Source organism: Myxococcus sp. AB056 (assembly GCF_006547365.1).
In the GTDB taxonomy this organism is placed as follows: Bacteria; Myxococcota; Myxococcia; order Myxococcales; family Myxococcaceae; genus Myxococcus; species Myxococcus virescens.
This window is the reverse complement of the sequence record NZ_VHLB01000024.1, coordinates 1-15,005: the sequence shown is the minus strand read 5'-3', so window position 1 is coordinate 15,005 and position 15,005 is coordinate 1. Positions and strand designations below refer to the sequence as shown.

The 15,005-nt window shown below is 69.0% G+C and carries 15 protein-coding genes and 1 pseudogene; 8 read left to right on the top strand and 8 right to left on the bottom strand.

What is annotated here, in order from left to right; genetic code table 11:
- Window positions 1-30 precede the first annotated feature (30 nt).
- Window positions 31-1,110: an aquaporin gene (locus FMP39_RS13345; protein WP_141590273.1), complete on the top strand. Its 1,080-nt coding sequence runs from the start codon at window positions 31-33 to the stop codon at window positions 1,108-1,110.
- Here FMP39_RS13345 and FMP39_RS13340 read toward each other — a convergent pair.
- Genes FMP39_RS13340 through FMP39_RS13330 form a run of 3 tightly spaced genes read right to left on the bottom strand, consistent with a single transcriptional unit; the run spans window position 1,107 to window position 3,690 of the window.
- Window positions 1,107-1,814, bottom strand: a complete 708-nt coding sequence (locus tag FMP39_RS13340; protein WP_141590272.1) for a TenA family transcriptional regulator — start codon at window positions 1,812-1,814, stop codon at window positions 1,107-1,109. The two genes, FMP39_RS13345 and FMP39_RS13340, sit on opposite strands and share 4 nt — an antisense overlap.
- On the bottom strand, window positions 1,784-2,704 hold the full coding sequence (locus tag FMP39_RS13335; protein ID WP_141590271.1) for a GNAT family N-acetyltransferase: 921 nt from the start codon (window positions 2,702-2,704) through the stop codon (window positions 1,784-1,786). The genes FMP39_RS13340 and FMP39_RS13335 overlap by 31 nt, the downstream gene beginning before the upstream one ends.
- A complete protein-coding gene (locus FMP39_RS13330) occupies window positions 2,701-3,690 on the bottom strand; it encodes a DUF3419 family protein (RefSeq protein ID WP_141590270.1) in 990 nt (329 codons plus the stop codon). The genes FMP39_RS13335 and FMP39_RS13330 overlap by 4 nt, the downstream gene beginning before the upstream one ends.
- A gap of 26 nt (window positions 3,691-3,716) precedes the next feature.
- On the opposite strand from FMP39_RS13330, the gene FMP39_RS13325 reads away from it, so the two are divergent.
- Both FMP39_RS13325 and FMP39_RS13320 read left to right on the top strand, forming a co-directional pair.
- Window positions 3,717-4,649 carry a fatty acid desaturase gene (locus FMP39_RS13325; protein WP_141590269.1) on the top strand — a complete coding sequence of 311 codons (933 nt, stop codon included), beginning with the start codon at window positions 3,717-3,719 and terminating at the stop codon, window positions 4,647-4,649.
- A complete protein-coding gene (locus tag FMP39_RS13320; RefSeq protein ID WP_141590268.1) occupies window positions 4,642-5,532 on the top strand; it encodes a phosphatase PAP2 family protein in 891 nt (296 codons plus the stop codon). Before FMP39_RS13325 ends, FMP39_RS13320 begins: the two co-directional genes overlap by 8 nt.
- Before the next feature lie 101 nt (window positions 5,533-5,633).
- Here the strand turns inward: FMP39_RS13320 and FMP39_RS13315 are convergent, their stop codons facing one another.
- Together FMP39_RS13315 and FMP39_RS37415 are read right to left on the bottom strand one after the other, a co-directional pair.
- Window positions 5,634-6,899, bottom strand: a complete 1,266-nt coding sequence (locus tag FMP39_RS13315) for an MFS transporter (RefSeq protein ID WP_228557958.1) — start codon at window positions 6,897-6,899, stop codon at window positions 5,634-5,636.
- Window positions 6,900-6,964: 65 nt separating this feature from the next.
- Window positions 6,965-7,285 (bottom strand): hypothetical protein, encoded by a 321-nt coding sequence (locus tag FMP39_RS37415; protein WP_194858382.1) that lies wholly within the window; start codon window positions 7,283-7,285, stop codon window positions 6,965-6,967.
- A 46-nt stretch (window positions 7,286-7,331) separates the two neighbouring features.
- On the opposite strand from FMP39_RS37415, the gene FMP39_RS13310 reads away from it, so the two are divergent.
- The 3 genes from FMP39_RS13310 to FMP39_RS13300 are packed head-to-tail and all read left to right on the top strand — an operon-like array spanning window position 7,332 to window position 9,400.
- Window positions 7,332-7,940: a CAP domain-containing protein gene (locus tag FMP39_RS13310; RefSeq protein WP_228557957.1), complete on the top strand. Its 609-nt coding sequence runs from the start codon at window positions 7,332-7,334 to the stop codon at window positions 7,938-7,940.
- A 12-nt stretch (window positions 7,941-7,952) separates the two neighbouring features.
- A complete protein-coding gene (locus FMP39_RS13305) occupies window positions 7,953-8,543 on the top strand; it encodes a DUF350 domain-containing protein (protein ID WP_141590266.1) in 591 nt (196 codons plus the stop codon).
- A complete protein-coding gene (locus FMP39_RS13300) occupies window positions 8,540-9,400 on the top strand; it encodes a hypothetical protein (protein ID WP_141590265.1) in 861 nt (286 codons plus the stop codon). The genes FMP39_RS13305 and FMP39_RS13300 overlap by 4 nt, the downstream gene beginning before the upstream one ends.
- A 12-nt stretch (window positions 9,401-9,412) precedes the next feature.
- On the opposite strand, the gene FMP39_RS13295 is transcribed toward FMP39_RS13300, so the two are convergent.
- A complete protein-coding gene (locus FMP39_RS13295; RefSeq protein ID WP_141590264.1) occupies window positions 9,413-10,180 on the bottom strand; it encodes a tRNA(His) guanylyltransferase Thg1 family protein in 768 nt (255 codons plus the stop codon).
- On the bottom strand, window positions 10,170-10,640 hold the full coding sequence (locus FMP39_RS13290) for an ATP-binding protein (RefSeq protein WP_228557956.1): 471 nt from the start codon (window positions 10,638-10,640) through the stop codon (window positions 10,170-10,172). The genes FMP39_RS13295 and FMP39_RS13290 overlap by 11 nt, the downstream gene beginning before the upstream one ends.
- Before the next feature lie 267 nt (window positions 10,641-10,907).
- On the opposite strand from FMP39_RS13290, the gene FMP39_RS13285 reads away from it, so the two are divergent.
- Window positions 10,908-13,214 carry a S8 family serine peptidase gene (locus tag FMP39_RS13285; RefSeq protein ID WP_141590262.1) on the top strand — a complete coding sequence of 769 codons (2,307 nt, stop codon included), beginning with the start codon at window positions 10,908-10,910 and terminating at the stop codon, window positions 13,212-13,214.
- A gap of 79 nt (window positions 13,215-13,293) precedes the next feature.
- On the opposite strand, the gene FMP39_RS13280 is transcribed toward FMP39_RS13285, so the two are convergent.
- Window positions 13,294-14,370: a DNA gyrase subunit B gene (locus tag FMP39_RS13280; protein ID WP_141590261.1), complete on the bottom strand. Its 1,077-nt coding sequence runs from the start codon at window positions 14,368-14,370 to the stop codon at window positions 13,294-13,296.
- A 101-nt stretch (window positions 14,371-14,471) separates the two neighbouring features.
- Here FMP39_RS13280 and FMP39_RS13275 point away from each other — a divergent pair.
- Window positions 14,472-15,005 (top strand): annotated as a pseudogene (locus FMP39_RS13275) (AAA family ATPase); the annotation flags it as partial.

Sequence of the window (15,005 nt, the reverse complement as noted above, 5' to 3'; positions counted from 1 at the left end):
CGCGGACCTGCTTCCAGGAGGGGCTTCGCCGTGACGCACGCATTCCAGTCCCCTGCCGCGCCGGATGACGTGGCCCGGATGAACCGCTCCCGGCGGCTCGTGGTGGAGGCCCTGGGCTGTGGACTGCTCGTGGTCGCGCTGGAGGGCGCCCACCACGGCGCCGAGCACCTGGGCGTGAGCGCCACGGATGGACGCCTCTTCATGTCCCTGGCGGCGGGCGCGGTGCTGGCATGTCTGGCCTACGTGCTTCAACCGCTCACGGGGGCGCACTTCAATCCCGCGCTCACCTTCGCGGATGCGCTCGAAGACGGCACACCGTGGCGCGACGTGCCGCTGTACGTGCTGGCGCAGGTGGGCGGCGCCGTCGCGGGCCGGTGGGTGGCCCACGTCATGTGTCATGAGCCGATGCTCGTCGGCGCGAGTGAGCCCACGGCCAGCCTGGCGCAGTTCGTCACGGAGCTGGTGTCCACCTTCGGGTTGCTCGTCATGGTGCGCGGCTGCGTGCGGAATCGCCCTACCGCGATTCCGCTGGTCGTCGCCGGCTATCTGGCCGCCACCGTCTGGTTCACCGACTCCCGGGCCCTGGCGAACCCAGCGCTCATCCTCGCCCGGGCGTTCAGCACCCGCCCCAGTGCCATGCACTCCATGGACGTGGAGTCCATCATCGCCGCGCAACTGCTGGGCGCCGCGCTCGCGGTGCTGCTCTTCCGCTGGTTGCAGCGGACGCCGCGAATGAAGCAGGCCCGCGTCTGGTCCATCGTCTTCGAATGCTCACGGCCGGAGGTCGCGCAGCAGGCCGTGGGCATCTTCAACCACCTGGCTTCGCCCCAGCGCGCGCGGGCCACGACGCAATGGCGCGCTGGTGATGACACGGACCTGCCGCCGCTCATCGTCCGGCTGGTGCTCGCGGGAGAACCCTCCGAGCCATCACACCCTGACGGTGTCTCCTGGCAGTTGCGGGTCCCAGCCGACGCGGTGGCCACCGAGGAGCCCCGGCTCCGCGCGGAGCTCCGAGCCCCCATCCGCCAACTCCTCCGAAACCGGGGCTGGCTGCGGCTCCATGCCGTCGGAGACGCGGCGCGGGAAGGCCCCAGCGGGCCGCGGCCCTAACCCAGCCGGCGGTGACGCGCCCGGAACAGCGCGTCGTACAGCCCCAGGAAGAGGTGACCGCCCAACGTCAGGCCCTGCTCAATCTCGGCGGCCCCCGCGTCCGTCTCGTAGGGCGCATCCAACTGCCGGTAGAAGCCTTCCGCGTGTTCCTCGTCGAGGTCCGCGTGCGTGGGGTAGTGCACCACCTCGCCGTGCTGGAGCCAGCCCCGCGCGACGATGCCGCGGCCCAGGTCCAGGGAGATGCCACTGAACAGGTCCTCGATGATGCCGAACACGGCGAGCCCCGTGAGCGGCCCCTCGAACGCGGCGATGCCGGTGAGCGCGACGTTGAAGGCACGCACCTCCGGCCAGGTCACATGTCGCTCCACGCGAGCTGTCTCAACGCCCAGGCGCGAGAGGAGCAGGTGGAACGTGCGCTCGTGGCCGTGAGCCAACGTGCCGCGTCCGTGCTCGTCGAAGATGTTCTCCACCAGCGGCAGCCGCTGGTGGGGCTGAGGCAGCCGGCTGGCGAGCATCGCCATGGGCCTGGAGAAGTGCGCCACCGCGGAGGAGAACTGGAGCTGCGTTTCGACGAAGTCCTCCCGCGCGAAGGTGCCGTCTCTCAGCGCGCGCAGGTAGGGCGCATCCAATGCGTTCCACTCCGCCTTGAGCCCGGCGATGTGCTGACGCAGCTTCAGATTTCGGATGAGGGAAGGTGCACCCATGCTGGCGCTCTGACAGGAAAGGAGAGGTCGAGAGAATAGACGGTGCACACCGAATCAGGAGCGATGCCCGCCTCTCGCAGCCAGTGGACGTGGTCCTCCAGCCGCTCGTCGATGCTGAAGCAGGCGAGCGCCTCCTCTCCGAGCGCCGCCAGCTCCACACCGCAGGTACGAAGGTACTCGCCCCAACCGCGCGTCCAGGCTTCGGGCGGCGCCGACAGGTGGACCAAGGGCCACGGGCGACCCGTGGACAGCCGCTGAAGGTCCTTGGCCCCCGCCGTGGTGCACCACCCCGCCCCCTCCAGCGCCCTGGCGGGCGCGGGCCCCAGGCGGAGCCCTGCTTCCGTGGGGCGCGGGGGTGCACTCCGCGTATCCAACGCCTGAAGCCGAGCGGGCGGCACGAAGTAGAGCGCGAGCTGGCTCGTGGGGCGCCCCATGCGCAGCGGATTCCACCCACGGGCGATGCGCATCACGTCGCCCCGGGCGCCGCGCATCGCCGCGCCATAGAGGAAACGAATCCGGCGCAGCGGGGGAATGAGGAAGAGGTGCTTGAGCCCCTGAAGCAGGAGCTTCGTGGAGAGCCCGGAGCCCCGCGCGTGCTTCGCCAGCTTGAGGTCGCAGATGTAGAGCGCGTCCACCTTCCGCGTCCCGTGCCACACCGGACGCAAGACCCCCGTCACGGAACCGAGCAAGTCGTCGCCACGGAGCGCCAGCAGGAAGTACGCCTCGCCCATGGAGGAGAAGAACGGGTGGTAGCCGGACCCATGGTCGATGAAGAAGTGGTCGGCCCCATCCGCGAGTGGATAGAGGATTTCACGCTCCAGCAGGCGCAGCCGCTCGACATAGGGCCCGAGCGAGTCGGGCCGGGCAACGATGAAACGCACGTCACTCATGGGCTGTCTGGCACGCGGAAGCCGACCTCGATGCGCTCGTAGAACAGGCTCCTGTCCCTGGCAAGCAGCTCCGCGCCGAGCGCGTCATCGAACTCGAAGGCGGGCTGGAAGAAGCGGCGAAGGTCCCGGCGGTTGTTGAGCTGACGGATGAGGACGGCGCAACCGGGCCGCGCCTCACGCGCGAGCAACCCCGCCCACTCCGCCACCAGCGCGTCCTCCGACCAGTCGAAGATGTTGGAGAGCGAGATGACGTCGAAGCGGTCCAGGCGCGGCACATTCGGCAACGAGCCCTGGACGAGCGTCAGCGCCAGCGGGCCTTCGGCCCGGAGATACTCGGGGGCATCCTCACGCAAGTACCTGCCGAGCAGCACGTGCTGGAGGAAGGGATTTCGAGGCGCATCCTCGCGCTGGAGCCCGCGTTCGAAGACCGACTGGAAATAGCCAGGATACGAGCCGGGCTCGGCATGCTGGGTCGCGGCGGGCCCGAACATGGTGTTCAGCAGCGGCGCCGCCAGGGCCAGCTCGAAGGCCACGGGCCAGTAGGGCGAAGCGAACCAGCGGGCACATGCCTCCCGGCGTTGTGAGGCCGTGGTGGCTGGCGCGAAGAAGGCGGCGAGCTCGTGCGCGGGCGCGACGAACTCCTCGATGAACCGGCGGAGCGTGCGAAAGAGCCCCTCGAATTCGCCGCGCTGATTCAGGGCCGTGGTGTCCTCCTCTTCCACGCTGTAGCGAGCCAGCGGAAGGCGGCCGAGCCCCTCCGCCTTCTCCCGGACATGCGCGAGCTGACGCGGGTTGAAATCGAAGCCCACCAGCTCGAGCGCAGGATGGCGCCGCGCCAGGGTGAGGAGCGTGCAGCCTCCCGAGGCCACCGCGAGCACGGCCCGCGCCCGCGTGCGTTCGACGAGCGCCAGCTCCAGCGCGGCGTCCTCCCGGACAACGGCGAACTTCAAGCGAAGGGGCGGCGTCGAAACCAGGCCAGGTTCCATGGCATGGTTCTACCTCGGAACTTCCCATGCCGCTCGCGACAGAATCCCTCACCCCTTCGCAGTTGCGTGAATTGGAGCAGGTCGATGCGCGGCACGTTCCGCGGCTCGCCGTGTTCCTCATGCTCTACCTGGGCGCAGCGGCGCTGTCCGTGGTGCTCGCGGCGCGGGACGCGGCCTGGATAGACTGGCTCGCTCGCGCCCCGCTGTACCTCATCGCCGCGGCGTCGTTGCATGGCATCAGCCTGTTCACCCACGAGGCCGTCCACGGTGGCCTCGCGCGGCGGCCCTGGTTGAACCGGCTGGGTGGCATCGCCTGCGCGCTCCCGGTGTTGCAGAACTACGCGGCCTACAAGGTGCTGCACCTGAAGCACCATGCCGACCTGGGCGGAGGGAAGGACCCGGACCACTACGCCAACTACACGGGGCGGCGGTGGTTGGAGTTGTTGATGCATGTGGGCCGGCTGCTGCTCGGTTATCCCGCCTACATCACGATGATTCCCATCCTGGGTTGGCGACAGGGAACGGCCGCCGAGCGCCGATGGGTGCTGTTCGAAGTGGCGCTGGCCGTCGCGGGCCTGACGGCCGCGGTCATCTTCATCCCCGGACAGGTGCTGCTCCATGCCTGGGCGATTCCGATGCTCCTCCTCAACACCCTGGTCAACGTCCGGGGCATGAGCCAGCACACCTTCCTGCCGGAGAGCACGCACCCGGTCCGAGGCTCCCGGACCATCCTGTCGAACCCGGTGACGCGCTTCTTCATGTGCAACGAGAACTACCACCTGGAGCACCACCTGTATCCCCGCGTGCCCTGGTACAACCTGCCCGCGCTGCACCGGACGCTGCGCGCGGACCTCGTCGCGCAGGGGGCCCCCTTCATCCCGTCCTACTTCTCGTTCGTGCGCGGCGTCCTCTCCGGTTCGCTCATCCGAGGGGCGAAACCCGCCACGCCTGATGCCTGAGCGGCTGTACCCGCACGAAGTCCTGCTGGCGGCGTTCGGCATCGCCCTCTTGACGGCGCTGGTGTTCGTCGCGGGAATCTCCGCGGCTGCCACCGTGCAGACAGTTGGCGGCACGGTGCTGTTCATGGCCAGCGTGGCGCTGCTGGCGCGACTGGACGCAGTGGCCCATGTCTTCCGGGCACGGCTGCTGCTCGCCTACCTCGCGACGTTCTTCTTCTATGCCTCCGTGAAGCAGGCCGTCCCCGCGCTGGGGCTCGTGACGCGTGACGCCTGGCTTCTGTCCGCTGACGTGTTCCTGTTCGGCATCACCCCGGCCGCTTGGCTCCAGCGGTGGAGCACGCCCTGGGTCAACGAGTTCTTCAGCGCCAGCTATCTGGCGTTCCACGGATACCTGCACCTCGCCATGGCCTGGGCGCTGGTGGGGCCGCGTGCGCGGGCGGAGCGCTTCTTCATCGACGTCTTCTCCGCCTATGTCCCGGGCATCGCCGGCTACTACCTGATGCCCGCCATCGGCCCCGTGGCCGCCTGGCCGGAGCTGTTCACCGTCCCCATCGAGGGTGGCTGGTTCACGCAACTGAATGCCGCCGTGGTGGCGAGCGGTTCGTCCACCTACGACCTCTTCCCCAGCCTGCACACGTACATCACGCTGGTGCTGCTCGAACACGACCGGCGCCAGCACCCGTGGCGATTCCGGCTGATGGTGCCCGTCGCCGTGGCCATCCTCGTGTCCACGCTGGTGCTGCGTTATCACTATGCCGTGGACCTGCTGGCGGGCGCCGTGTGGTTCATGGTGTTTCGCGCCTGCTTCCCCCGGCTTCAGGCTCGCTGGGAGGCGCGGACGGCGCTATCGAAGCGCGCAGCGCCGGCGGTAGGCGTCGGGTGACAGTCCGGTGCGCGCCTTGAAGCAGGAATGAACCGTGGTCATCTACCGGGGCAACCCGGTGGGGCTGGCGTTCGTGAAAGGCAAGCGCCGCGTCTGAGGCGTCAATCCGGTTCGCGCGTTGCCGCGCTTGTCCGCAGCGCGCCCGGAAGCCGCCACGCCACCACGACGGTCGCGAGCATTCCCCCCGCCCCCACCACCAGCAGCGTCACTGGCGCGGACGTCGCGTCCAGCAACAATCCTCCCGCGACGTAGGACAGCCCCGCCGCCACACCAATGGCGCCGTAGAAGTTGCCGAACACCCGCCCCCGCATCCCAGCCGGAACCCAGCGCTGGATGAGCGTGTGGCTGGCCACATCCATGGCGGCGATGCCCACACCGCGCACGGCTTGCATCGCGAACGCCGCGGAGACGGCCCAGGCCAGGCCGGTCAGCAGATTGCCCAGGCTGCTCACCGCGAAGCCCAGCACCAGCATCACCGGCATCGCCGCCCCCGCGCCCAGCCGCGCCATCAGCGCGTAGCCCGCGACCAGGCCCAGCCCCACCGCGCCCAGCAGCAGCCCCACCGCCGAGTCCCCTGCCTGGAAGGTGTCCTTCGCGAGCAACACCAGTGCCACGTCATCCACGCCGTTGAAGGCCACCACGGCGCAGAAGCCCAACGCGACGACGCGGGCCACCCGCGCCCGCCAGAGGTAGACGAGCCCATCCCGTGCCTGCCGGAACAACGACACGGGCGGCGCGGCGCCGTCATGCGCGGGCTGCACGGACGGCAGCGCCACCAACAAGCCCGCGGACAGGAAGAAGGACGCCGCGTCCACCAGCAGCACGCCCTGGAGCCCCACGAGCGGAAACATCGCCGCCGCGAGCAACGGCCCCAACGCTTCGGCGGCCTGCGTCCCGAAGCCCACGCTGGCGTTGGCGGCCTCCAGGTCTTCGCTCCGCACCAACGCGGGCACCACCGCCCGGGAGGCGGGCTGGAACACCTGTCCGGCAATCGCTCGCGCGGCGACCAGCGCCAGCAGCACCGGCAGTGGCGGCATCGTGAGCGCGATGAGCACCAGGAGCGCGCCCTGGAGCAGCTCGCAGGCAATCATCACTCGCTTGAGGTCGAACCGGTCACTGATGGCCCCGGTGAGCGGCCCCAGCAAGGCGGGTGCGAAGTCCCCCACGAGCAGCAACAGGGAGACAGCCAGCGCCTGCCCCGTCTGCTCCGCGACGTACAGCATGAGCGCCACCAGGCTGAGCGCATCACCCGTGAAGGAGAGGACTCGCGCGCCCCACAAGGCCCGGAACGCCGGGTGGTGACGCAGCAACGGCAGGGCCCCTGTCCCGCGCCCACTGGCGTTTGAATCACTCGCTGGAGCCGACATGCGCCGCGCGTCTCCATCCTTCCGGAATCAGGCGCTGACACCGTAGAGGAGACGCGTGGCGGGCTTCAATTCCCCAGCCACGGACAGACGGGCATCCGGCCCGGTTCGCGGTGGTGGGGCAGCGCAGCGCGGACGCCCACGGCACCATCACCAAACTGGTGCGCCCAGGCAGCGTCCGGTTCATGTACACCGAGATGGAAGTTCTTCGTCCCGACCGCTGCACATTCCATGGCGTGGGAATTGTCCCGGATGAAGAGACTGTGCCCACCACGGAAGACTTCGCGACGGGCAGAGACGCAGCGCTTTTGAAGGCCAGCGACATGCATCAGGCACACGAGCAGGCGCTCGCCGAAGAGAGTGCGAACAGCGCCTTTCGGTGCGGGCATGTGAAGCGAGAGGATGGCGCTCCACACCCCGTGGAAAGGAGCAGTCATGAACTCACGTTTTCTTGCTGTCGCTGTCCTGGGTGCCGCGATGTTCACCGGCTGTGGTGAGCCGGAAACCACCACAGAGACGCCCGCTGGAGAAGGCGTTGTCATCCCGCCAATGGAGACGCAGGAAGGGTCCGCCACTGTCACCGCCGCCGCGTACTGCGACGACGTGACGACGTGGAATTCGGCGTGGACGGCCCTGGAAGACCAGGTGCTCGTGCTCGTCAACGAGCGCCGTGCCGCCGGGGCCGTCTGTGGTGGCGTGGCCAAGCCGCCCGCGCCCGCGCTCAGCAACAACCCCCAGTTGCGGTGTGCGGCGCGCAAGCACTCCAAGGACATGGGCACCAACAACTTCATGAGCCACACGGGCTCGGACGGCTCCACGCCCTGGCAGCGGATGAACTGGGCGGGCTACACGTACCGCAACGCCGCGGAGAACATCGCGGCCGGCTACTCCACGGCCCTGGCCGTGGTGAATGGCTGGATGACCAGCACCGGGCACTGCAACAACGTCATGAACCCGGCGCTGCTGGAGATTGGCGTCGGCTACTTCAACGCGCCGAGCAGCACGTACCGGCACTACTGGACGCAGACCTTCGGCCGGCAGTAACACCGGGCTAGAATGCGAGGCCGGGCGCTCATCCAGGGCGCCCGGCTCGCCTCGCTCGTCATGGACTTCCTCCTGCTATTCGTCGGTCTCATCAAGGTGGTGTTCGGCGGCCTCGTCGCCGCGCTGGGCATCTGGCTCGCGCTGCGTGGACTGAGCCGCATCCTCGGCACCAACCCCGCGGAGGAGCTGCGCCAGGGCAACGTCGCCGCCTGCCTCGTCCACGCCGCCAGCCTGGTGTCGCTGGGCCTGCTGGTGCAGCACGCGGTGCAGGCCACGTCGGACGCGCTGGACCTCACCGTGCAGAATCCGCCCCTGCATCTGCTGGTCGTGGGCCGGCTGGTCGCGGTGGCCGTCCTGCACGTGGGGCTGTCACTGGGCGTGGGCGTCACGGTGCTCGGCACGGGCGTGCTGCTGTTCGACCGGATGACGCCGGGCATCGACGAGCTGGCGGAAGTGCGCAAGGGCAACGTCGCGGCGGCGCTCATCCTCTCCGCCATCCTGCTGGTGCTGGCGCTGCTGACCGCCCCGGGCCTCCAGGCGGCGCTCAACGGGCTCATCCCCTTCCCCCAGCTCCCTGAAGGGACGCTGCGCGCGCCCGCGTGAAGACGTTCTTCAAATGGATGCTCGGCGTGGTGGGCCTCGCCAGCTGCTTCTGCTGCTGCGGCCTGGGCACGCTGGGCCATCTGGCGGGCATGGACATCGCGCCACCAGAGCCCGGCCATCCCAGAGGCGCCCGCGCGGTGGATTTGGGACTGGTGCTGCTCCCGCCGGGCACCTCACCGCAGCGGGCTCGTGATTACGACTGGCGAGCGGACAGCATCCAGCCCCCCGAGCACCACGTCTCCTACGGCCTGGGGACGGCGCTGGCCCAGACGCTGGCGGATGAACACGCGGCGCTGGGCCGCCGGCTGCACTACCGCTCACTGGGCAGGGAGCGCTTCTCGTTCAACGCACCGCCCGGCTGTAGCGCCGACATGCGCTGCATCTACGAGGAATTGATGCGCACCAACGCCGAGCCCGTGCGGAGGCTGGGTGACACCTTCGTCGCCTCCATCCGCGAGCGGAGGCTGGATGCCGCGCAGGCCACGCAGCTCATCCTCGGCTTCGTGCAGAGCATCGACTACGAACTGCCGGAGGACGAGGCCTTCGGCATCGTCCCGCCGGCGCTGGTCCCCGCCGAGAATCGCGGCGACTGCGACTCCAAGGCGGTGCTCGCGGTGATGCTGCTCCGGCAGGCGGGAGTCGACGCGGTGGTGCTGTACTCCGACCCGCTGTCCCACGCGGCGGTGGGCGTGGGGCTGCCCGGCAAGGGCACGGCGCTGCGCTACGCCGGGCGCAGCTACCAGTACGCGGAGGTCACCGCCCAGGGCTGGCCGCTGGGCATGATTCCGCCCCAATACGACAAGCCCCGGCTGTGGAAGGTGCTGCCCCTCAACGGCGGCCCGGACACCGCGGGCTGACGCCCCTGGGCATCAGTCCGCCTCGGCCCCGGGCGCCGCGAGCAGGCCCCGCACCAGGTGCTCGTAGGCCTCCTTCATTGGCAGCTCGGAGTCGACCTTGAGCCGCCGCCGGAGTGTCTGGGTCCGCCGGCCATCCCGTGGGTCCACGCCCTCCTTCTGGTACGCCTCCCACCACACCCCGCTTCCACGCCGTTGCCACAGGGGCACGTCGTTGAAGTTGATGCCTCGCTGGAAGAGCAGCTCGTTCTTGTAGCTCACGGGCTTGCCGTCCAGCTCACGGGTGGCCTGCGCCGCGCTCCGGCCCTCCTTGCGCAGCGTCCAGTAGCACCAGCCATGCAGCGAACACCGGCTGCCGTCCGCCTGTCGCCAGAGGAAGTAGTCCAGCACCGCGCGCTCCGAGGCGCCCAGCCATGCCCGGCCGTCGAACACCGCCGGGACACCCGCGGCGTGCGTGAAGGTGGCGCTGGCCAGGCCCGCCGCCAGCGACACCACCTTCTCGACGGAGCGGTCGAAGAGCGCCCAGTCCGGCCGGAAGAGCACGGAGATTTCGTCGCTCTGCGTGTACGCGTAGACGCCTTGGAGTTCCTCCAGCATCACGCTGGCGGTGCGCACCATGAACTGGTGGAACACCGGGTCGAAGGGCTTCTCGTAGCGGGCCTCGGTGAAGCGCGAGAAGCCCCGCCCATCCACGCGCAGCACCACCCAGGCGCCCGGCAGCATGCGCTGGCCGTGGAACACCTCGCCCTGCCTTGCTCGCGCCGCCAGTTCATCAGGGTCCATCGGGTTCCTCCATCCAGGGTTGGACGCGAATGCCACCGTCGGCGTCCAGCGTCACGTAGAACAGTGCGTCGAAGCCCTCCTCCAGCCGGGGCCGCTCGAGTTGCTTCACGGTGGCACGCAACGCCACCTCCGGCACCCGGGCACGCCCTTCACGCAAGGCATTGCGCGCCAGGCAGTCCTCCAGCTTCGACGCGAAGTAATAGCCAATGATTCGGGCCTGGTACTCGCGCCCCAGGGCGATGAGTGGCGCGCGCACGTCCGCGGAGGGATTGGTGTTGTCCACCACCACCGACCGGCCCGAGGCCAGGGCCTCGGCGATGTAGCGGCGCTGGCGGGCCTCCTTGCGAACGGCGTGAGGCCACAGGTCCTTGCTGACGTGCACGTGCGTCGCAGCGAAACGCTGCCGGTAGAGGCTGCTCTTGCCCGAGCCCTGCAGGCCTACAAAGAGAACCAGGTCCATGACGTGTCGCTCCGGACGCCTCCGCATGAGAGCGCCTGACAGCGACGGTCCCCAGCCATAACGCTGCCACGCGAAAAAGACAGTCAACCCGACACATCTGTCGCGTCCGCAGTGTCATCCAAACGTCACGAATGCCTGTCATTCCAATGGATTCCCAGACTTGGGCATGCATTGACACACTCGCCTTAAGCAGACTAACAAGCACATCTCGTTTTTCGAGGATTCAAGCGTCGTGCAGCACGGAAGTCCCTCTCAAGGAGACCCGCCATGCGTATGCCGTCCTCGTTGTCCCCGCTGTCCCTCCTGGCCCTCGGTTGGGGCTTGTCCGCGCCAGTCACGGCGCTTGCCGCGAACACGCCAGACCTGCGCCCCGGCATCATCCGGAGCACCGCGGCGCTGGGCCCCGCCCGGGTCATCACCGGCGCCGAGGTCGAGAAGGCGCGCCTCGCCACGGGCATCGACCGCGCGGCGAGCGGCACGTATGCCCTTGCCACGGGCGCCGGGCATGTCTTCCACCGGACGGCGCAGCCCATCCATGCGCTGAAGACGCTCGACGTGCCGCGTGCGTCGGTGCAGCTCCATACCTGGCAGGAAGAGACGGCGGACGGCCGCCGCCAGGACTTCTTCGCCTACAGCCAGGGCGGCGTGGCGTTGCTGGGCCGCGTGCAGCCGACCGAGTACCTGGTGCGGCTGGAGCACGCGCGCTTCGATCCGCTGGAGGGCGCACAGCCTCTGGTCGCGGGCGTGCTCACCGCGGACGCCAGCAACACCCTGCACCTGGTGCAGTTCCACGCCACGCCCCTGCCGGAGTACCGCGACGCCATCAAGGCCGCGGGGGGCAAGGTGCTGCGCTTCCTCACGGACCACACCTTCCTGGTGGAGATGAACGCCAGCACGCACAAGCGCGTTGCCGGGCTGCCCTATGTCCGCTGGGTGGGCGCGTACCATCCGGAGTACCGGGTAGAAGGCGTGCTGCGCGAGTCCCTCCAGGGCCGCGCGCTGAAGCTGGAGCCACAGCGCTACTCCATCATGGTGGGCGAGCGCGGCGCGGCGCGACAGGGCGAGGTCGCCTCGCTGGTCCGCACGCTGGGCGGCACGGTGGAGCTCATCGAGGCGGGCGGCCTGCGCGTGGAGGCCACTCTCACCCAGTCCCAGTTGGAGCGGCTGATTCGCTCCAACGCCGTGCAATACGTCGACCGCTGGGGCGGTCCGGGTGAGCTCGACAACAACAACGTCCGCCAGGTGGGCGGCGCGACCTACCTCGAAGGCCTGGAGGGCTTCACCGGACAGGGCGTCCGCGGCGAAATCTTCGACACGGAGCTGCGCACCACGCACCAGGAGTGGGCGACGCCTCCCCTCATCCACAGCACGTCCACCACGGGCAGCTTCCACGGCACCGCCTGCTACAGCATCAACTTCGCCCGGGGCGTGGACGGGAACGCGCGCGGCCTGGTCCCCTCCGGGCAGGGCATCTTCTATCGCTACAACGAGTCCTCCCAGTTCGGCGGCACCAAGTCTCGCTACGACATCAACCGGGAGCTCATCGACCCGGCCGGGCCGTACCGCGCCGTGTTCCAGACGTCCAGCGTGGGCAGCGCGCAGGTGACGAGCTACACCACCATCTCCGCGGAGGTGGATGACTACCTGTTCCAGTACCCCATTCTCAGCACGCAGTCGCAGAGCAACACCGGCAACCAGAACTCGCGGCCACAGGCGTGGGCGAAGAACATCGTGTCCGTGGGTGGCATGTACCACTACGACAACGCCAACCGCGGGGATGACCGGTGGAACGGCGGCGCCAGCGTGGGCCCGGCGGCGGACGGCCGCCTCAAGCCGGACCTGTCGTACTACTACGACCTCATCCGCTCCGCGTCGAACACCAGCAACACGTCCTACACCAACTTCGGCGGCACCAGCGCGGCCACGCCGCAGACGGCGGGGCACTTCGGCCTGCTGTTCCAGATGTGGCACGAGGGCGTCTGGGCGGGCTTCGGTGGTGGCGCGGATGTCTTCGCCAGCCGTCCGAAGATGGCCACGGCGAAGGCGCTGATGATCAACATGGCGCATCGCTACAACTGGACCGCGGGTGGCTCCAACGGCGACCTGACGCGCGCGCGGCAGGGCTGGGGCACCGCGGACGTGAAGCGCCTGTATGACCGCGCCGCCGTGACGAGCATCATCAACGAGACGGACACCCTGCTCCCGCTCGGCACGAACACGTACAACGTCACCGTGGCTCCCGGAGAGACGGAGCTCAACGTCACCATGGTCTACACCGACCCCGCCGGCACGGTGGGCGCGGCGCACGCCCGCATCAACGACCTGTCGCTGCGCGTGACGTCCCCCACCGGCGTCGTCTACTGGGGCAACAACGGCCTGACGGCGAGCAACGTCTCTACGCCGGGCGGCGTGTCGAACACGGTGGATACGGTGGAGAACGTGTTCCTCGCCAACCCCGCCTCCGGCACGTGGACCGTGGAGGTGATTGGTGACGAAATCATCGAGGACACGAATCTGGCCACGCGCGTGCTGGACGCGACCTACGCGCTGGTCGTGAGCGGCGGCAAGATTTAGCAGGCCAGGGTTGAGCTGACGCAGGCGCCGGGCCGGTGTTCCCTTCGAGGGAATGCCGGCCCGGACTGTTTCTGGAGGGCTACCGCGTTCCGCTCGTACGCCGTGCCAGGAGTGCCGGCGTCACCGGGTGCTCGCGAAGGAGCTCGATGAACAAGGGCTGGAGTTGCTTGCGGATGGCCTCCTCCAGGCCAGGGATGGCCAGCAACTCCTTGGTGGGGCCCGCGAACGCCATCTGCCTCCGGGGTCCACTCACGGCGACGATAGCCGTCAGTCCCTGCGCCACCCGCTCCCAGGGGAATGCGCCCCGCGTCTCACCTGAGAGCTTCGCCAGTGCCCCCCGGAGCGCCTGGGTGACGCCCTTCACGTGTGCGCCATGCCGCACGGTCCGCACGGTGTTCGCGAACGACAGCACCATGCCGTCCTCGTCTTCGCACCACTGCAATGCACACTGGACGCGCAGTCCGTCCCACGTGAAGTCGAAGGCGACCGGCTCGGGGTGGAGATGGGGCCGAGCCTGAGTGAGGACGTGAGCCCACTGCGCCACACCGCCAGGCAAGTGCCACAGCGTGCGCTCTCCCCGCTGGAGGTCGGCGAAACTGACGCGCAGCCCAGGAGCGAGCGCCGCCAGCTCGTTACAGCGACGGGAAAGGCGAGCCCTGTCGAAGGCGAGCACCTCGAAGATGGTCGCGTCCGGAACGAAGTGGACGCGTACCCCTCGCTCCGCGGAGACAGGCATTGGCTCCATCGGCGTCACCGCCGCGCCCTCGCCCTGGGGATGGCCGTGCTCGCCCATCAACCGCCACTGCCGCCCGTCCGCCCAGATGTCCACCTGGTAGCGTGAAGACAATCCCAGGGACACGACGAGCATGCTGTCCCAGCCCCAGCCATCGCCCGGCGGATGCCCTAGGATGCCCGCTCCCGTCACCACTCTGACCAAGTTCTCGGCGGTGACGGTGCGACTGGTGCAGAAGAGCGCGATGGAACCATCCCCTCCCACCTCCAACACCACGTCCCTGCACTCCCCACGGCGAGCTTCTTCGTAGGCGACGTCCAGGAGGAAATAGACGAGGTGGTGCAGCCCGTACTCGCCAACGTCACCGCAGTACATGCCGGGACGCTTGCGCACGTTTTCGACAATGCCCCCAGGCAGATGCATGCCGTCATTCTACCCCGGCCTTTGGGCTCCCTCTCGCACTCCAGAACACGCGGACGTCCGTCCCGCTAGCCCTGGCCCCGGCCCGGTGGCATGACGTGCCCATGGCCCGTGACGTCTCCTTCTTCGACCAGCTCGGCTCGCTCCTCGCCCAGGAACGCGAGGCCGAGAAAGCCCGCCTGGCCGCGCTCGCCCAGAGCCTCACGCTGCATGAGCGCGAGGAGCACGGCCTGTCCGTCCTGGACCTGGAATCCATCGAAGAGGAAGTCGGCCTGGGAGGCCGCTTCCTCGTCACCCTGGGCCGCGCGGACCGCCGCCCCCTGCCTACTCGCCTGCACAACGGTGACCTGGTAGCCGTGCTGCCCCGCCGCGCGGAGGTGAAGGAGCCCGCCCGCGCGCTCATCTCCCGCGCCACCGCCACGCGCATCCAGCTCGCCTTCGACCGCTCCCCGCCGCCCTACGTCCACGAGGGCCTCTTGCGCCTGGACATCGTCCCCAACGACGTCACCTATGACCGGCTGCGCGCCGGCCTCCAGCGCATCAAGGCCCTGGACAAGGGCGCCGAGCGGCACAAGCGCGAGGTCGTCCTGGGCAACGAGCCGCCCCGCTTCGACAAGCCCCGCGAGTTCGAGCCCACC